Genomic DNA, 16,574 nt, shown 5'->3' on the forward strand with positions numbered 1-16,574 from the left:
CGTAAGATCAAGGGTTCCGCCGCCTCCACACCCGAAGGGTCCCATGAACTCTCACGCCTACGCGGAGCCCGCCCCGTCCCTGCCCGAGATCCCGCTCGCCGGCGGTGACGTCACCGAGGGGGTCGTGCGCGTCGGCGACACCGTGCGCCGTCCGGTCGGCCCCAACTCCCCTTTCGTCCACGCGTTGCTGCGCCACCTGGAGGCGGTCGGGTTCCCGGGCGCCCCGCGCTTCCTCGGCATCGACGCGGGCGGCCGCGAGGTGCTGACGTACCTGCCGGGCGAGGTCGCCGGGCGGCCGCGGCCGGCGTGGCTCGCCGACGAGAAACGGCTGGCCTCCGTCGGGCGCCTCGTACGCGACTATGACGACGCGGTCGCGGGTTTCGTGCCCCCGGAAGGGGTGCGCCCGGAGACGGGCTACGCCGAGGCGCCGGGCACGCCGCCCCTGCCGCCCTATCCCCCGGAGGTGACCGGGCACATGGACTACACGCCCGACAACATCGTCTTCCGTGGCGGCGAGGCGGCCGCGCTGATCGACTTCGATCTCGCCAAGCCGGTCACCAGGGTGGATGAGGCGGTGAACGCGATGTTGTACTGGGCGCCCCTTGGCGACCCCGCCGACGCCGACCCGCTGCTGCGGGAGGTGGACGTGCCGCGCCGCTGCCGGATCCTCGCCGACGCCTACGGGATGTCGGACGTCGACCGCTCGCGGGTCGTCGAGGTGGCCGTGCTGCGGAGCCGGCGGTCGTGGTTCCTGATGAAGCAGGCGGCGGAGGAGCAGGGCGGAGGGTGGGCGCGGATGTGGGACGAGGGCGTGGGGGACCGGATCAAGCGGCGCGAGGCCTGGCTGGACCGCAACGGCCCGGCCATCGACGCGGCCCTGAAAGCACCGTGACCCCGGCCCCTCGCGCGCCCGTACGGGGTCATCCGCCGGTCCTGTCGGGGATCGTGCCGAGCTTGTCGGGGTTGCTGACCACGTAGACGTCGCGTACCTGCTCGCCGTCGAGGTCGAGCACCATGACGGCGAACGGCGCCTCCTGCTCGAACACGACCACCGAGGGATCGCCGTTGACCTGCCGGTACTGGATGTCCACGCCCTGGTTGGCCCGCGCGTTGGCCACCAGCACGCGGGCGACCTTGTCGCGGCCGCGGATCTGCCGTGGCCCGCCCGCCGCCGACTTCCCGCCGCCGTCGGCCCAGAGCGTGACCTCGGGCGCGAGCATCTCCATCAGCGCGGCCAGGTTCCCGCCGAACGCGGCCTCGATGAACCGCTCGGTCACCGCCTGGTGCGTCCGCCGGTCGATCCTGGCCCGGGGCCGCCGCGCCCGTACGTGCTCGCGGGCCCGGTGGGCGAGCTGGCGGACCGCGGCCGGGCTGCGGTCGATCATGGAGGCGATCTCGGTGTGCTGGTACGCGAACACCTCGTGCAGGACGAACACCGCCCGTTCCAGCGGGCTGAGCGTCTCCAGCACCACGAGCATCGCGAGCGACACCGACTCCGCGCGTACGGCCGGCTCGGCCGCGTCGCCGTCGGTGACCAGCGGCTCGGGAAGCCACGGACCCGGGTAGGTCTCCTTCCGCCTCCGCAGCGCCTTCTGGTGGGCGAGGGCCTGGTTGACCGCGATGCGCACCAGGTAGGCACGGGGGCTCTCGACGCGGGCCAGATCGACCGCCGACCACGCGAGCCACGTCTCCTGGAGCACGTCCTCGGTGTCGCCGACGCTGCCGAGCATGTTGTAGACGATCGAGAACAGCAGCTCGCGCTGGCCGGCGAAGACCTGGGAGGCGTCGGGTGTGGCGGTGTCATGCATCAGAGAACTCCTTGTCAGCACGCATACCCCCTCAAGAGGTCCTCCGGGCCGGCAAGTGTGACATCGGCCGGGTGAGGCGCGTCACACCGGCGGCCGGGGGCGTCACACTCGCGCGCCGCGGGCCCTCTCAGGACGCCGACACATCAGTCAGATCGAGCTCGAAGGAGTGCACGGCATGACCGTCCTCGTCACAGGAGCCACCGGCACCGTCGGCCGCCAGGTCGTCCGCCACCTGCTCGGGCGCGGTGCGAAGGTCCGCGCCCTGACCCGCGATCCCGCCGCCGCCGTCCTGCCCGCCGGCGTGGAGGTGGTCGCGGGCGACCTCACCGACGCCGGGACGCTGGAGCCGGCGTTCGACGGCGTCACCGCCGTCCATCTGATCAACTTCGGCGACGGCTACCGGCCGTTGCCGAACGGGGAGGAGATCGTCGACCTCGCCGTACGCGCCGGGGTCCGCCGGGCCTCGGTCCTGGTCGGCTGGCAGGAGGGCACCCTGGAAGCCGCGGTCAGGGCCGGCGCCCTGGAGTGGACCTTCCTGAACCCGGTGCAGTTCATGGCCAACTTCCTCGTCGACTGGGGCGGGCCGCTGCGGGCCGGCGACCTGGTGCGCGAGCCGTACGGCGACCGCAAGAGCCCGCCGGTCGACGAGTCCGACATCGGCGCCGTGGCCGCCACGGTGCTGACCGAGGACGGCCACGCCGGGGAGTCCTACCACCTCACCGGCCCCGAGGTGCTGACGGCCCGGCAGATGGTCGCCATCATCGGCGAGGCCACCGGCCGCTCGCTGCGGTTCGAGGAGCTCACCCCCGACCAGGTGCGCCAGGAGTGGAGCATCCCCGGCCGGCGACCCGACCTGTCCGTCTTCCGGGTGCTCGGCCAGGCCGCCTCGTCCGGCGCCGCGGATCCGGTGGAGCTGCTGCTGCAGCTGTACGGGACGCCGAACGAGTACGGCACCACGCTGACCGACCACGTGGAGAGGGTCACCGGCCGGCCGCCGCGCACGTACGCGGAGTGGGCGCGCGAGCACGCGCACCACTTCCGCGCGGCGTGACTACGGGCGTACCAGGAAGACGTTGCCCAGGGAGCGCTGGCCGGTGGCGTCGGAGGGCCGGTTCACGATGCCGGCGGCCGAGGTGACCATGACGCTGGAGCCGCCGCCGTCGAGGTTCATGGCCTCCCGGGCACCGAGCAGCTTCATCAGCTCGGCCGTCTGGGCGATCCCGAGCCCCTCGCTGTAGCCGTCCTGCCGCCCGTCGACCACCACCAGCATGAGCCGCCCCCGGTCGTCCACGCCGATCGCCGACCGGGGGTTGGCCCGCACGGCCCAGTTGTAGGTGAACGTCTGGTCCGTGCCCTCGCGGATCAGGCCGTCGGCCGCCGCGTTCACCGACACCCGGCCGTCGCGTACCAGGGTGGGGCCGACCTGGAGGATCGTGGTGTCCGGGGTCAGCGCGACGCGCCGGCCCCGGCTGTCCTCGACGCGCTCGCTGACGCGCAGCCGCTCGCCGACCTTCGCGTGGCCGAGCAGCCAGGCGGCGCTGTCGCCGATCGCCTGGACGGTGGACCCGCCGGCGGGGACGCTCGCGCCGCGCGAGGCGTTCACGGCGGTCACCTCGCCGCGCGCGTCCAGCACCGCTTCGGCGCCCGCGCCGGCCGGCGGCGTGCCCCATTCGGGTGTGAACAGCACAAGCTCGCTGCTGTCCGTACATTTCAGGTCGTGCTGTGGCTTCTCGGTCGGCTGGTCGCCGCCGACGCCGCCGCAGTTCCAGATCTCGCCCGGGACCCGGTTGACGCCGTCGATCTCGGCGCTGTCCCGCCCGGCGCGCAGGGTCACGTGGGCGGTGTAGGCGTCCACGTCCACCGAGCGGCCGCCCTTCGTGATCCTGATCCCGCCCCGGCCCTGCGTGGCCGAGCCGATCAGCCTGCCGTCCTTGACGTACATGCCGCCGGGGGCGCTGTTGTAGAACCACTGCGCGTTGATGCCGGCGACGGCGCCCGCCGCGGCGGCGAGGTCGGTGAGCTTCTCGGTGCCGTTCAGCGCGGGGCCGAAGTCGGTGCCGACCGTGCCGCCGAACGCGCGGAAGTCCACGCGCAGCACGTGCACCTTCTGCGGCGCGCCCGCGTCGATGCCGTCCTGCGCGGTGTAGCGCGTGCCGCCGGCGAAACCGGCCGCCCTGAGCCTGGCGAGCGCGGCGGTGGCCTCGGCGCCGGTGGCGTACTGGCCGACGCGGACGATCCAGCCGAGCGTGCCCGCGGGACGGTCGGCGAACGCGGGCGAGGCGACCTCCTCGACCCGCGGCTCGAACCCCTTCTCCCGCACCGCCCCGGCCACCCTGTCGGCGATCTCCCTGGCCCCCAGCGCGGTGGCGGCCGTGTTGAGCGGCCCGTCGACCGTGCCCGGCAGGTACACGTGGACGGTCCAGTGGTCGCCGGCGTCCTTGGCCCCGAGCGACATCGAGGTCAGCGTCACGCCGGGCGCCACGGTCGTGGTGACCGGCGGCGCGCTCAGCGGCAGCCGCCCGCCGAAGAAGGAGTCCTGCGGGGTGGCCACCGCGGGCGCGCCCGCGACCAGCAGCGTCACGGCCGCCGCGACGGCGGAGAGGGTGTTGCGGTGCATGTACGTCCTCTGGTTCCAGAGCGAAATAGGTGCGCTGGCAGTCAAGGACTTCCGGATGGCCCCGAACCCAACGGCAGGCGCTGCCCGCGAAGCACCCAGGTGAACAGCGCCCGGTTTCGCGCGGAAGGCCGCGACGGGCGGGCCCGGCGGTCAGCGGTGGGGTGCGGGTCGCGTGGTGGCCGCGATGCGTGACCGGGTGCGGGCCGGGGCCGTCGGGGGCAGTTCGGCCAGGATGTCGGCGAGCGAGACGCCGGCCAGGCTCCCCCGCCACGCCTCGTGTGCGTCGGCCATCCTCACCGCCAGGACGCAGGTTCGCCGGCAGTCCTCGACCGGCAGCGCGCCCACGCCCTGCCGCCGGATCTCGCGGCATTCGTACGGCGACGACGCGCCGTCCACCGCCTCGACGATCGCCAGCAGCGTGATCTCGGCAGCCGGCCGCGCCAGCCGGAACCCGCCACGCGGCCCGGTCGTCGCGGACAGCACCCCGGCCCTGACAAGCGCCTGCAACTGCTTGGCGAGATAGGGCGCCGGGAGGTCGTAGTACTCCGCGAGCTGCGCCGCCGACGCGGTGGCTCCCGGATCGAGCTGCGCCAGCGTCGTGGCGCAGTGCAACAGCCATTCGGTGCTCACGGGCAGCTTCACGGCACTCATTCTATCGCGGATATTGAGGATCTGTTAAGTCCGAGATATGGTGGCGGTGCAACGAGTGAAGGAGAGATCATCATGCGGATCGCAGTCGCCGGCGCGACCGGGAACATCGGGGCACTGACCGTCGCCGCCCTCCAGCGCGAGGGGCACGACGTCGTGGGCGTCAGCCGCTCGCTCGGCGTGGACCTGCTGACCGGCGACGGGCTCGACGCCGCCCTCACCGGTGTCGAGACGGTCATCGACGTCACCAACGGGCCGGCGACCGGCCGGGCGGAGACGGTGGCGTACTTCGGGACCGCCACGCGCAACCTGCTCGCCGCCGAGGAGCGGGCCGGCGTCCGCCACCACGTGCTGCTCTCGATCGTCGGCATCGACCGGGTCGAGGGCAACGCGCACTACGCCGGCAAGCGGGAGCAGGAACGCCTGGTGGCCGAGGGTCCGGTGCCGTGGACGATCGTCCCGGCCACGCAGTTCCACGATTTCGCCGCGATGGTGGCGGGCTGGACCGAGCAGGACGGCATCGCCACGATCCCGCCGCTGCTCGTACAGCCGATCGCACCCGCGGACGTGGCCGAGATCCTGGCCGAGATCGCGCTGGGCGAGCCGCGCGGCCGTCACGTGGACGTGGCGGGGCCCGAGCCGCAGGACCTCGTGGACATGGCCCGGCGCACCCACCAGGCGCGCGGCGTCGAGGTACGGCTCGTGCCGACGTGGTCGGGACCGCTCGGCCCCTCGATGGCCGGCGACGTGCTGCTGCCCGGCAAGGACGCCCGCATCGCGCCGACCACCTTCGACGAGTGGCTCGCGGGACAGCGCTGACGGCGTGAACGCGCCGCCGAAAATTGGTCATCTCATGACCGGCGTCCCAGCCGGTCGGGGTCGCCTCACCCTACGGGCCGACTGATACTCTCTGCTATAGATTGGTTACTTTGCGTATAGTAGGGAGCTGTTGTGAAGGTCGCCTGCGCCGGCGGCGGACCCGCCAGCCTGTACTTCTCGATCCTGATGAAGCGGGTCGACCCGGCCCATGAGATCACCGTCTACGAGCGGAACCCGGTCGGCTCGACGTACGGCTGGGGCGTGACCTACTGGGGCGAGCTGCTCGAGTTCCTGCAGGGCGTCGACCCCGAGACCGCGCACGCCATCCGCGAGAGCTCGGTCTCCTGGGACAGCTGGGTCGTGGACCTGCACGAACGCGCGAAGGTCACGATCGAGCACGGCGACCAGGGCTACGGCATCGGGCGGCACCGGATGCTCGAGATCCTCGCCGAGCGGGCCCGCTCCCTCGGCGTGCGCGTCGAGTTCGAGCACGAGATCGCCGACGAGGCCGAGCTGGCCGACGCCGACCTGGTCATCGCCGGCGACGGCATCAACAGCGTGCTGCGCGAGCGCCACGCCGACCACTTCGGCACCCAGGTCGAGGTCGGGCAGAACAAGTACGTCTGGCTCGGCACCACCAAGGTCTTCGACGCCTTCGTCTTCGCCTTCGTCGACACGCCGCACGGCTGGATCTGGTGCTACGGCTACGGCTACAGCCACGAGGGCAGCACGCTCGTGGTCGAGTGCTCTCCCGAGACCTGGCGGGGTCTCGGGCTCCACGAGGCGAACGAGGCCGACAGCCTGGGCGTGCTGGAGAAGCTCTTCGCCGAGGTGCTCGACGGCCACCGGCTCATCGGCCGTACGCAGTCCGACGGCGGCGCGAACTGGCTGAACTTCCGCACCCTGACCAACCGGACCTGGTACCACGGCAACCTGGCCCTGCTGGGGGACTCCGCGCACACCACGCACTACTCCGTCGGCGCGGGCACCGTGCTCGCTCTGGGGGACGCCGCCTTCCTGGTCGACGCGCTGTACGGGGAGCCGGACCTGGAAGCGGCGCTGGCCCGCTACGACCGGCTGCGCAGGGCCGCGATCAAGGTCCCGCAGCGGGCGGCCCGCCTCAGCGCCCGGTGGTACGAGAACCTTCCGCGCTACATCGACCTGCCGGTGCAGCACGTGATCGCGCTGCTCGACAACCGGACCTCGCGGCTGCTCCCGTACGTCCCGCCGCGGCTGTTCTACCGCACCGGCCAGCTCACCGAGCAACTGTGGCGGCTGGGCTCGAAGTTCACCCGGGCCCGCTGACCGCCGGACAGTAGAACGGAATCTTACGTTCCCGTACACTGGGGTTCATGACCAGCGCACCCATGAGCGGCCGCAAGGCGCAGGCCGCGCGTAACGACGAGTTGATCCTCCAGGCGGCGCGGGCGGTCTTCACCGCCGACCCCGGCGCCCCCATCGCGGCCGTGGCCGAGAAGGCGGGCGTCGGGATCAGCGCGCTCTACCGCCGCTACCCCAGCAAGGAGGCCCTGCTGCAGAAGTTGTGCGGCGACGGGCTGAAGCTGTACATCGAGGTCACCGAGCGGGCGCTGGCCGACGACGGCGATCCGTGGGAGGCGTTCGCGGGCTACCTGCGCGGCATCGTGGACGCCGACACGAACTCACTGACGATCAAGCTGGCGGGCACGTTCACGCCGACCGAGGAGCTCGGCCGCGACGCGGTCCGCGCCTCGGTCGTGGCCACCGACGTGCACCACCGCGCGGTGGAGGCGGGCGTGCTGCGGCCGGACGTGACGGTGGCCGACATCGCGCTGCTGTTCGAGCAGATCGCCTCGATCAAGCTGGGCGGCGAGGAGCGCACGGTGCAGCTCCGCCACCGCTACCTGACGCTGATGATGGACTCGCTGCGGGTGCCGCCGGCCCACCGCGACCTGCCCGGCCCGCCGCCCGAGGACGAGGAGCTCTCGGCCCGCTGGTGGGCCCCGCAGGCGTAGCCTCCCCGCCTCAGTCCTCGCCGGTCTTCCAGTGGTAGAGGTACGACATCACGAAGCCGAGCAGCCCGGTCACCCCGGCCGAGACGGTCATCGCCATGCCGAGCGCGGACACCGCGCCGGAGACCAGGCCGGGGCTCCCGGCGACGAGACCGGCCACCTGGAGCAGCACGACCGCGACGCCGAGCACGAGGAACAGCACGAGGCCGGCCTTGAACAGGATCATGATGAGGCTCTTCACGACGGGACCTCCTCTCAGATCGGCAGCACGCCGGTCGCGACCAGCACGCCGAGGACCAGGGTCGGGATGACGAACCAGACGATCAGCCGGCCGAACGTCCTGGCCGGGTCCACCTGGGCGATGCCGCTGGCGATGTAGATCGGGGCCGCGCCCGGCGGGGACGCGCCCTCGGTCGAGGCGAAGATCATGATGGCGGTGGCCGCGGCGGCGGGGGCGACCCCGGCCGCGGTCAGCGCGCTGAAGGCCACCCCGCCGACGGCGGCGATCGTGGCGGTGCCGGTCAGCGGCGCGGCGATGATGACCAGCAGCAGGCCGACGAGGGTGGCGATGACGACGGCCGGCGCGTCCAGCCCCTTCATGATCGCGGTGAGCTGGTCGACCAGGCCCAGCTCGCCCAGGCTGGCGGCGGCCGCGAAGGCGAAGAACAGCGTCGCGCCGATGACGGCGTACCGGGGGGCCATCTCGCCGAGCAACTCGTTCCAGGCGCGCGCGGTGCGCGGCAGCCGCCTCCACGCCACCGCGAACGTGGCCAGCACCGTCAGCACCGGGATCCACACGACGATGCTGATGTCGTCGGCCGCCTCGCCGACCCGCGACTCCAGCAGCGCCACGCCGAAGTCCAGCGTCATCAGCACCGGGACGAGAATGCCCGCGTACACCAGCAGCGACGTCCATCCCGCCCGCAGCGCCGCGCGGAGCGGCACGAGATCGGCCGCGTCGGCCGCCGCGATGCGGTGCCTGCGCACCCACACGAACACCACCACGAACCGGTACGCCACCGTCCACAGCCCGCCCACGAGAGCCGGCACGAAGAGCTGGTCGGCGGTCAGCACGGGCGCCACGGCGGCCGAGCCCAGCAGCAGGAACATCGACGAGCTGGGCGGGATCGAGATGCCCAGCCCGGCGTTGCCCGCCACCAGCGAGGCGGCCAGGTCGGGGCGCCAGTTCGACCGGATCATCCACGGGATGGTCACCGAGCCGACGGACGCGGAGATGCCGGACCCGGATCCGGAGGGGCCGCCGAGCAGCGCGGCGGCGGAGGTGGAGACGTACCCGGCGCCGCCGCGCAGGCGGCCGAAGATCGAGTTCAGGACCGTGACCTGCTCCTGGATGAGGCCCAGCCTGGTGAGCAGGTAACCCATGAAGACGAAGGCCAGGGCGGCGAAGACGACCTCCTCGGCCATGGCGTCGGCGATGCCCGCCCAGGCCAGGGTGAAGAACCCGGTGCCGCCGAAGAGGCACACGCCGGCGAAACCGATGAGCATCGCCTCACCGATGTTGCGTTTCAGCACGCCGTTCCAGACGACGATGATGGCGATGTAGGCGATGAGCGCCCATACGGCGATTCCCATGGCGTATGACCTCCGATGGGGACGAGCTGGGGGTGATCGGCGCGCCGTTCGCGCCTTCGGTCAGGTGCCGGACACCGGCCGGTCGGACGGCGGGTCGGACGGCAGAGGGTTGGACGGTAGGGGGTCGGACGGCAGGGGGGCGGACGGCGGGGAGTCGGACGGCGGGGGGTCGGCGAGGCGGCGGGCCAGGTCGACGGTGCGGCGGGCTCTGGCCACGATGGGGGCGTCCACGAACCGGCCGTCGGGCAGCGCCACCGCGCCGATGCCGGCCGCCTCGGCCCGTTCCGCCGCGGCCACGACTTCGGCGGCCCTGGCCGCCTCCTCCTCCGTCGGCCGGAACGCCCGCCGGATCGCGGGGATCTGGCGCGGGTGGATCGCGGTCCTGCCGAACAGCCCGAGCGCGCGGCCCACCCGGCAGGACGCCAGCAGGCCGGCCTCGTCCTTGATGTCCGGGTAGACGGACATGGGCACCGGCGGCAGCCCGGCCGCCGCGGCGGCGAGGACGACCTGGAGCCTGAGGTGGTTCATCGCCTGCTCGTCGGTGATGCCCAGCTCGGCGGACAGGTCCTGCTCGCCGAGCGCCACCCCGGCCACGCGCGGGTGGCCGGCGATCTCCCCGGCCGCGACGATCCCGGCCGCCGACTCCAGCAGCGCGTACGCGGGCGCCGCGCCGGGCAGGGCGTCGATCACGGCGGCCGACTCGACCTTGGGCAGCCGTACGGCGTCGGCGAGGTCCCCGACGGCGGCCACGTCGGCGCGCCCGCGGGCGGTGGCCGGGTCGTTGACCCGCACGTGCACCTGGCAGCTCACGTCCGGCCGGTCGCGGAGGTAGGCGACGGCGTTCCGGCGGGCCTCGTCCTTCCTGACGGGGGCGACGGCGTCCTCCAGGTCGATGATGACCACGTCGGCGCCCGACGCCACCGCCTTGGCGAAGCGCTCGGGCCGGTCGCCGGGCACATACAGCCAGGTCACGGGGTTGGAGGTGGTCACGCGATCACCCCGTCCGCGCGCAGGGCGGCGATCCGCTCGCCGGAGTAGTCGAGCTCGCCGAGCACCTCGTCGGTGTCCCGGCCGAGCGGCCGCCCCGGCCACCGGATCTCGCCCGGCGTGTCCGACATGCGGAACAGGACGTTCTGCATGGTGACCGAGCCGAGCTCCTCGTCCGGCACCTCCACGAACGTGCCCAGCGCCGCGTACTGCGGGTCCTCGGCCAGGTCGGTGACGTCGTAGATGGGCGCGACCGCGGCCTGCACCTCCTCGAACCTGGCGATGACCTCGTCGGCGTCCCGCTCGGCGATCCAGGAGGCGACCGCCTCGTCCAGCTCGTCCACGTGCTGCACCCGGCCGTGCCCGCTGGCGAACCACGGCTCCGCCACCAGGTCGGGCCGTCCCACGAGGGTGACCACGCGCTCGGCGATGGGCTGGGCGCTGGTGGAGATCGCCAGCCAGCGGCCGTCGCGGGTGCGGTAGGTGTTGCGCGGCGCGTTGCTGCTGGAGCGGTTGCCGGTGCGCTTCGGCACCACCCCCAGCGCCTTGTACGCGCTCATCTGCGGCCCGAGCAGGCCCAGGATCGGCTCGATGATGGCCAGGTCGATGACCTGCCCGCGCCCGGTCTGCTCGCGGGCGCGCAGGGCGACCATGATGGCGTACGACATGGCCAGGCCCGCGATGCCGTCGGCCAGGGCCAGCGGCGGCAGCGTCGGCGGCCCGTCGGGCTCCCCGGTCATGGCCGCGAAGCCGCTCATGGCCTCGGCCAGCGTCCCGAAGCCCGGTCGCTTGGCCATCGGCCCGAACTGCCCGAACCCGGTCATCCGCGCCACGATCAGCCGGGGGTTGAGCTCGAGGAGGTCTTCGGGGGCCAGGTTCCAGCGTTCGAGGGTGCCGGGGCGGAAGTTCTCGATCAGCACGTCGGACCGCTCGGCCAGGCGGCGCAGGATGTCCTGCCCCTCAGGGCGCGACATGTCCACGGCTGCCGTGCGCTTGTTGCGCGACAGCGTCTTCCACCACAGGCCCACCCCGTCCACGGAGGCGCCGTGGCCGCGCGAGGGATCGCCGCGGCGGGGATGCTCGATCTTGATCACGTCGGCGCCGAAGTCGCCCAGCATCATCGCGGCGGAAGGACCGGCGAACAGTGTCGCCGCGTCGATGACCCGCAGGCCGTCGAGGCTCGTCATAAGCATGTAACTTATAAGAAATATGTCATAGGTCAACCGAATGACCGTTATGCGCGACACTTGGGGACATGTCAACCAGCGAGCCGCGGCCGCCCATGAGCAAGGCCGAGTACGTCTACAGCGTGCTTCTCGACGAGATCCGCAGCGCGCGGATCCCCGGAGGGACGGCGTTGCGGGCCGGGGAGGTGGCCAAGCGCCTCGGCGTCTCGGTCACGCCGGTCCGCGAGGCGCTGCGCAGGCTGGAGAAGGACCGGCTGATCAGCTACGAGGCGCATCACGGCGCGACCGTGGTGGACCTGGGGGACGAGGCGCTGGCCGAGTACTACGGGGTGCGCTCGGTCGTCGAGGGCCTGGGCGCCCGCCTGGCCGCGGCCAGGATCACCCCCGAGGAGCTGGCCGCGCTGCGCGAGCTGCACACCTCCATGGCGGACGACGCCGCGCACGGCAGGCACGAGCGGCTCGGCGAGCAGAGCCTGCGCTTCCACCTGCGCATCGTGGACATCGGCGGCCCCGCCTTCCTGGGCGAGCACGCCAGGTCGGTGCGCAACAGCTTCCCGGTGCCGGCCGAGGCGTCGCTGTGGCTGGACGAGACGCAGGTCAACGTGCAGCTGGCGGCGCACGAGGGCATCCTGGCCGCGCTGGAGGCGGGCGACGGGGAGCGCGCGGAACGCATCATGATCGACCACGTACGCCGCGCCGGCGAGTTCCGCCGGCACCACTGACCCCCACGCAACCGCCGGACCGGCGCGCACGGCAGACCGGGGCAAGCGGGGAGAGCGCGGGCTCGCGCGATCGGGGAGAGCGCGGGCTCGCGCGATCCGGTTATCCGACGCGGGCGACGCCGGCCAGCCAGGCCGTGCGCTCGGGCGCGACAGGCGCCTCGTTCCCGTCCGGCCGCCACTGCGGCGCCCACACCAGGCCGGGATCGAGCAGCTCCAGCCCGCCGAACAGGGCCAGCACCTGCTCCCGGCGCCGGAAGTGCACCGTCAGCCCCAGGTCCCGGTTGGCGGCCGAGACCGCCGCGCGCATCTCCTCGTCGTAGGCGTCCATGCTGAGCGCGGTCAGCCACAGATGGCTCCCGGCCGCCATCGACCGGCGCAGCGCCGCCGCCCAGGCGGTGTCCCCGATGGGGATCTCGTGCACCGACAGCACACCCACCGCCACCGGCTCGGCCCAGTCCACGAACGTCCGCACCATGGGGTCGTCCAGCAGCCCGGCCGGGTCGGCCAGGTCGCAGCCCACGACCCTGACCCGGTCACTGCCCTTGGCGGTGACCGCCTGGGCGTGGGCCAGCATGTACGGGTCCTGCTCGGCGTACACCACCCTGGCCGGCGGGAACACCGCGTGGATGGTCTCGTGGGCCTGCCCGGTGCTGGGCAGGCCGGTCCCGTACAGCACGAACTGGTCCACCCCCCGACCCGCCAGGTGCCGCACCACCCGGTGCACGTGCCGGTGGTGCGCGACGAGGGCGGTGGCGGCGTCGGCGCTGAGCCGCTCGGCCAGCTCGAGCGCCTCGCGGTCGGCGCTGAAGTTCTGCTTCCCGCGCAGGGCGGCGTCGTACATGCGGGCGCTGCTGGCCCCGGCGAGGGACACGACCGGACTGTCGTCTTTGGGCACCTGGTGACCTCCGTCCCGATCGACCAGATTTCATCCTGTCAGCCGGAAAGCGTAGCGCGTACCCCTTCCAGCACCTCGGATGTGGCGTCCACGGGGTAGGCCGACAGGGACAGCCGGGCGAACGCCTGCTGGTGCTCCTCGACCCGCCGCCGGTCCTCGACCACCACCGGGGCGTGCAGCAGGTGCAGCACCAGCGCGTCCGGACGGTCCCGGTCGGGGAAGCGCAGCAGCGTGAACGGCGGCCCCTGGTAGAGGTAGCCGCTCTCGGCGGCGGGCCGGGAGATCTGCACCGCGATGTGCGGCTGCTTTGCGGCCAAGGCGAGCGCGTCGAGCTGCGCCACCCGGTCCTCGGGCCGGGACAGCGGCGGGTCGAGCAGCGCGGGCCGGTCGAGCAGGGCCCACAGGTGCGGCCCGCGGTGCCGGTCGAGCACCTTCTGCCGGACCGCGACCAGCCCGGCGGCGTGGGCGGCCCGCTCGTACGTGGCCCCGGGCGGCAGGGTGGCCGGCGCGGCGGCCAGGGCGTACGCGGGGGTCTGCAGCAGCGGGGGCACCTGGTGCGGGCAGTACGTGTAGATCACCTGCGCCTGGTCCTCCAACTCCAGGAACGCCGACAGCCCCAGCGGCACCCCGGGCGCGTCGTACCAGCCGGGCACCCGCTCCTCCCGCAGCAGCGACAGCAGCCGGGGCGCGTGCTCGCCCTCGCCGTACAGCTCCAGGAGGGTGCGCACGGTGGCCTCGCGCGGCGCCACGAGCCCGTGCTCGATGCGGAAGATCGTGGAGGTGTTGAGCCCGGCGGCCTCGGCCGCGGACTTCATCGACAGGCTGCTCCCGGCCCGCAACGAGGAGAGCCGGGCCGCTACAACGCTTAACTGCATACGTCTGTCACAACCGCCGATGACAAAAATCAGCGTTTACACCTGGTCTATTGCAACGGAGTGACGGGTGATGCACGATTGCCACTCTAGTGGTCTGACACGTAATGCATACGCCCAATCGGAAAGGCAGAGACTGTGGCGGACGCGTGGATTCTCCATCCCGACTACCGGACTCCCCCGGTCCCCACAGATGCGGACATCACGCCCGGCCCATGGCGGCACCCCGACGGCGGCCAGATCATGAACGGCACCTACGAGCGCCCCCTGCCCAGGCTCCGGGTCGAGGTCGTCACCGTATGGTACGGCTACGCGCTCAGCCAGTGGCGCGGTCCGCGCATGCCGCGCTTCAGCAGCCCGCTGGTGTCGGCCTGGAACCCGGTGCTGGCCCAGGGCCTGACCGTCGACCCTCGCTCACCGGCGCCCTACCGCGACGAGCTGTGGTGCGACCGGTGGATCGCCGAGGCCCTGCTGTACGGGCGCAAGCCGTACGGCGCCTTCACGCTGCCCGCCCCGGAGGCGCTGCGCTGGTTCGCCAAGAGCGGCGGGACGAACCTGGTCTACCACGCGAAGCACGACGGCGACCTGGTGCGGGTGGTGGCGGGCACCTCGGAGCGGTACTCCCAGCTCTTCGACCTGGACGCGCTGATCGCCGACTACCAGGAGGCGCTGCCCCGGGAGCTGGCCGAGCGGGAGTCGGCGGCGCTGGACGCGCACCGGTCCCGCTCGCCGGCGCTGGACTACGTGCTGACGGAGGACGCCGAGGCCCTCTTCGCGCAGGCCCCCCTGTCGGTACGCGGCCTCACCCTCGGCTACCCGCCCCGCGAGACGGCGGCCCGCATCGCCGCCGGAACCGCCCGGTGACCACGCCCGCGACCCACGCCGCGACCGGTGCCGTTCCTGACGCCGGGGCCGCCCGGTGACCGCGCCCGCGCCGGCCGGCGTCAAGGGGATCCTGTTCGACCTCGACGGCACCCTGCTCGACCACCGCACGGCCGCCGACACCGGCATCGTGTCCTGGTTCGCCGACCGCTCGCCCGGCCATCCGCGCCTGGCCGAGGTGGCCGGGCTCTGGGCCGAGCTCGAAGGTCCCTACCTGGCGATGTGGCAGGCGGGCAGGTGCTCGGTGCAGGAGCAGCGGCGCCTGCGCCTGGCCGCCCTGTGCGCGGAGCTGGCCGTCCCCGTACCGGACGACCTCGACGCCGCCTACGCCGACTTCGCCGCCCGCTACCGCCGGAACTGGGCCGCCTTCCCGGACGTGGCGCAGGCGGTGGCGGGGCTGGGCGGGTTCGCGCTCGGGGTCCTGACGAACGGCGCGCAGCGGATGCAGGAGGACAAGGTCCGCGCGATCGGGCTGGACGGCCTGGTCGGGCCGGTGCTGACGGGCGAGGTGCTCGGCGGCTGCTTCAAGCCCGCGCCCGCCTCCTACACGGCTGCCGCCGCGGCGCTCGGGCTGGAGCCGCGGCAGGTGCTGCTGGTGGGCGACGACGTGACCAATGACGTGACAGGCCCGGCGGTGACCGGGATGCGCTCGGTCTGGCTTGACCGCCACGGCAGCGACCCCGCGCCCGCCGGCTTCCCCCGCATCACCTCACTGGCGGAGCTGGCGGCTGTCCTGGGCTGAGCTCCCGGGGCGCCACCTCCGCCAGCACCGAGCGCTCCAGGTCGAACCCGCCCACATGCGCCAGATAGTCCCCCTTGACCAGCGGATCCCCCAGGTAGACGCCGCCTGCCCGGCGCACCAGCAGGGCTCCGGCCGCCACGTCCCAGGGGTGGGAGCGGGTGCCGTAGGCGGCGTCCGACCAGCCGGCGGCGACGTGCGCGAGCTTGAGTGCGGCGCTGCCGGGTTTGCGGACGGCGGAGAAGGACTCCAGGAAGCGGCCGTAGCGGCGCAGCGCCACGTCGCCGTCCTCGTCCAGGTCGAGCGGGGTCGGGTAGCTGGACAGGAGCATGGCCTCCCGGTCGCCGGTCGCGCCCGCGCTGCGCAGGGGCTCGCCGTTGCACCAGGCGCCCTCGGTGGTGGCGGTGAACTCGTCGCCGCGTACGGGGTCGTACACGACGCCCGCCACCAGCTCCCCGCGGACGGCGGCGGCGATGGAGACGCAGAAGAACGGCAGGCCGGCGGCGAAGTTGGCGGTGCCGTCGATGGGGTCGACGTACCAGACGAGGTCGCCGGAGCCGGTCGTGCCGCCCTCCTCGCCGACGATCGCGCTGTGCGGGGCCCGGGCGCCGATGACGGAGCGGATGGTGTCCTCGGCGGCCCGGTCGTGCTCGGTGACCGGGTCGTGGAAGTCGCGCTTGGTGGCCACGCCCGGCCGGGACCTGAAGGCGGCGCGCAGCCGGGGGCCGACGGCCCTGGCCGCCTCGGTGGCGGTGTCGAGCAGGTATGTCGCGTCCATGCCCTCTCCTCTACCTCCCGTGCGCCCGCCGCACAC

General features: G+C 73.0%; 18 protein-coding genes. 8 read left to right on the top strand and 10 right to left on the bottom strand.

Going from position 1 to position 16,574, the window contains the following annotated elements; translation table 11 throughout:
- The first annotated feature begins 43 nt into the window (after positions 1–43).
- Positions 44–892: a phosphotransferase gene (locus ACBJ59_RS31910; RefSeq protein ID WP_375113922.1), complete on the top strand. Its 849-nt coding sequence runs from the start codon at positions 44–46 to the stop codon at positions 890–892.
- 28 nt (positions 893–920) lie between these two features.
- Here ACBJ59_RS31910 and sigJ read toward each other — a convergent pair whose 3' ends face one another.
- A complete protein-coding gene (gene sigJ, locus ACBJ59_RS31915; RefSeq protein WP_375113923.1) occupies positions 921–1,808 on the bottom strand; it encodes an RNA polymerase sigma factor SigJ in 888 nt (295 codons plus the stop codon).
- A gap of 175 nt (positions 1,809–1,983) precedes the next feature.
- Between sigJ and ACBJ59_RS31920 the strand changes: the two genes are divergently transcribed.
- A complete protein-coding gene (locus ACBJ59_RS31920) occupies positions 1,984–2,859 on the top strand; it encodes an NmrA family NAD(P)-binding protein (protein WP_375113924.1) in 876 nt (291 codons plus the stop codon).
- Here ACBJ59_RS31920 and ACBJ59_RS31925 read toward each other — a convergent pair whose 3' ends face one another.
- Entirely contained in the window at positions 2,860–4,425 is a 1,566-nt protein-coding gene (locus ACBJ59_RS31925; RefSeq protein ID WP_375113925.1) for a phosphodiester glycosidase family protein, read from the bottom strand.
- 150 nt (positions 4,426–4,575) lie between these two features.
- Positions 4,576–5,067 carry an RrF2 family transcriptional regulator gene (locus ACBJ59_RS31930; protein WP_375113926.1) on the bottom strand — a complete coding sequence of 164 codons (492 nt, stop codon included), beginning with the start codon at positions 5,065–5,067 and terminating at the stop codon, positions 4,576–4,578.
- A gap of 81 nt (positions 5,068–5,148) precedes the next feature.
- Here ACBJ59_RS31930 and ACBJ59_RS31935 point away from each other — a divergent pair, with 81 nt between their 5' ends.
- From ACBJ59_RS31935 to ACBJ59_RS31945, 3 genes are all read left to right on the top strand, one after another.
- Positions 5,149–5,892, top strand: a complete 744-nt coding sequence (locus tag ACBJ59_RS31935) for an SDR family oxidoreductase (RefSeq protein ID WP_375113927.1) — start codon at positions 5,149–5,151, stop codon at positions 5,890–5,892.
- Positions 5,893–6,024: 132 nt separating this feature from the next.
- Positions 6,025–7,197 carry an FAD-dependent monooxygenase gene (locus tag ACBJ59_RS31940; RefSeq protein ID WP_375113928.1) on the top strand — a complete coding sequence of 391 codons (1,173 nt, stop codon included), beginning with the start codon at positions 6,025–6,027 and terminating at the stop codon, positions 7,195–7,197.
- A gap of 47 nt (positions 7,198–7,244) precedes the next feature.
- Complete coding sequence (locus tag ACBJ59_RS31945) at positions 7,245–7,886, top strand: TetR/AcrR family transcriptional regulator (protein WP_375113929.1); 642 nt, start codon at positions 7,245–7,247, stop codon at positions 7,884–7,886.
- 10 nt (positions 7,887–7,896) lie between these two features.
- On the opposite strand, the gene ACBJ59_RS31950 is transcribed toward ACBJ59_RS31945, so the two are convergent.
- From ACBJ59_RS31950 to ACBJ59_RS31965, 4 genes are read right to left on the bottom strand one after another with little or no spacing between them, the layout of a single operon-like run.
- Positions 7,897–8,124, bottom strand: a complete 228-nt coding sequence (locus ACBJ59_RS31950; protein WP_364131420.1) for a hypothetical protein — start codon at positions 8,122–8,124, stop codon at positions 7,897–7,899.
- Between the two features lie 14 nt (positions 8,125–8,138).
- Positions 8,139–9,476: a TRAP transporter large permease subunit gene (locus ACBJ59_RS31955; RefSeq protein WP_375113930.1), complete on the bottom strand. Its 1,338-nt coding sequence runs from the start codon at positions 9,474–9,476 to the stop codon at positions 8,139–8,141.
- Positions 9,477–9,536: 60 nt separating this feature from the next.
- Positions 9,537–10,466, bottom strand: a complete 930-nt coding sequence (locus ACBJ59_RS31960; protein ID WP_375113931.1) for an HpcH/HpaI aldolase/citrate lyase family protein — start codon at positions 10,464–10,466, stop codon at positions 9,537–9,539.
- Positions 10,463–11,650 (bottom strand): CaiB/BaiF CoA transferase family protein, encoded by a 1,188-nt coding sequence (locus ACBJ59_RS31965; RefSeq protein ID WP_375113932.1) that lies wholly within the window; start codon positions 11,648–11,650, stop codon positions 10,463–10,465. The genes ACBJ59_RS31960 and ACBJ59_RS31965 overlap by 4 nt, the downstream gene beginning before the upstream one ends.
- A 68-nt stretch (positions 11,651–11,718) precedes the next feature.
- On the opposite strand from ACBJ59_RS31965, the gene ACBJ59_RS31970 reads away from it, so the two are divergent.
- Complete coding sequence (locus ACBJ59_RS31970; RefSeq protein WP_375113933.1) at positions 11,719–12,372, top strand: GntR family transcriptional regulator; 654 nt, start codon at positions 11,719–11,721, stop codon at positions 12,370–12,372.
- A 100-nt stretch (positions 12,373–12,472) separates the two neighbouring features.
- Here ACBJ59_RS31970 and ACBJ59_RS31975 read toward each other — a convergent pair whose 3' ends face one another.
- Both ACBJ59_RS31975 and ACBJ59_RS31980 read right to left on the bottom strand, forming a co-directional pair.
- The gene (locus ACBJ59_RS31975; protein ID WP_375113934.1) at positions 12,473–13,267 is read right to left on the bottom strand and encodes an SAM-dependent methyltransferase; all 795 of its coding nucleotides are present in this window, start codon (positions 13,265–13,267) and stop codon (positions 12,473–12,475) included.
- 38 nt (positions 13,268–13,305) lie between these two features.
- Positions 13,306–14,142 (bottom strand): Scr1 family TA system antitoxin-like transcriptional regulator, encoded by an 837-nt coding sequence (locus tag ACBJ59_RS31980; protein ID WP_375113935.1) that lies wholly within the window; start codon positions 14,140–14,142, stop codon positions 13,306–13,308.
- A gap of 135 nt (positions 14,143–14,277) precedes the next feature.
- Here ACBJ59_RS31980 and ACBJ59_RS31985 point away from each other — a divergent pair, with 135 nt between their 5' ends.
- Entirely contained in the window at positions 14,278–15,003 is a 726-nt protein-coding gene (locus ACBJ59_RS31985) for a hypothetical protein (protein WP_375113936.1), read from the top strand.
- A 55-nt stretch (positions 15,004–15,058) separates the two neighbouring features.
- The gene (locus ACBJ59_RS31990) at positions 15,059–15,763 is read left to right on the top strand and encodes an HAD family hydrolase (RefSeq protein WP_375113937.1); all 705 of its coding nucleotides are present in this window, start codon (positions 15,059–15,061) and stop codon (positions 15,761–15,763) included.
- Here the strand turns inward: ACBJ59_RS31990 and ACBJ59_RS31995 are convergent.
- On the bottom strand, positions 15,726–16,538 hold the full coding sequence (locus tag ACBJ59_RS31995; protein WP_375113938.1) for an inositol monophosphatase family protein: 813 nt from the start codon (positions 16,536–16,538) through the stop codon (positions 15,726–15,728). The two genes, ACBJ59_RS31990 and ACBJ59_RS31995, sit on opposite strands and share 38 nt — an antisense overlap.
- Between the last annotated feature and the right edge of the window lie 36 nt (positions 16,539–16,574).

The organism is Nonomuraea sp. MTCD27 (assembly GCF_041950495.1).
Classification (GTDB): Bacteria; Actinomycetota; Actinomycetes; order Streptosporangiales; family Streptosporangiaceae; genus Nonomuraea.

What these genes read in the sequence shown, in the direction of transcription:
- ACBJ59_RS31910 (WP_375113922.1), top strand. Translation starts at nt 44, where the DNA reads ATGAACTCTCACGCCTACGCGGAGCCCGCCCCGTCCCTGCCCGAGATC.
- sigJ (WP_375113923.1), bottom strand. Translation starts at nt 1,808, where the DNA reads ATGCATGACACCGCCACACCCGACGCCTCCCAGGTCTTCGCCGGCCAG.
- ACBJ59_RS31920 (WP_375113924.1), top strand. Translation starts at nt 1,984, where the DNA reads ATGACCGTCCTCGTCACAGGAGCCACCGGCACCGTCGGCCGCCAGGTC.
- ACBJ59_RS31925 (WP_375113925.1), bottom strand. Translation starts at nt 4,425, where the DNA reads ATGCACCGCAACACCCTCTCCGCCGTCGCGGCGGCCGTGACGCTGCTG.
- ACBJ59_RS31935 (WP_375113927.1), top strand. Translation starts at nt 5,149, where the DNA reads ATGCGGATCGCAGTCGCCGGCGCGACCGGGAACATCGGGGCACTGACC.
- ACBJ59_RS31945 (WP_375113929.1), top strand. Translation starts at nt 7,245, where the DNA reads ATGACCAGCGCACCCATGAGCGGCCGCAAGGCGCAGGCCGCGCGTAAC.
- ACBJ59_RS31955 (WP_375113930.1), bottom strand. Translation starts at nt 9,476, where the DNA reads ATGGGAATCGCCGTATGGGCGCTCATCGCCTACATCGCCATCATCGTC.
- ACBJ59_RS31965 (WP_375113932.1), bottom strand. Translation starts at nt 11,650, where the DNA reads ATGACGAGCCTCGACGGCCTGCGGGTCATCGACGCGGCGACACTGTTC.
- ACBJ59_RS31970 (WP_375113933.1), top strand. Translation starts at nt 11,719, where the DNA reads ATGTCAACCAGCGAGCCGCGGCCGCCCATGAGCAAGGCCGAGTACGTC.
- ACBJ59_RS31980 (WP_375113935.1), bottom strand. Translation starts at nt 14,142, where the DNA reads ATGCAGTTAAGCGTTGTAGCGGCCCGGCTCTCCTCGTTGCGGGCCGGG.
- ACBJ59_RS31995 (WP_375113938.1), bottom strand. Translation starts at nt 16,538, where the DNA reads ATGGACGCGACATACCTGCTCGACACCGCCACCGAGGCGGCCAGGGCC.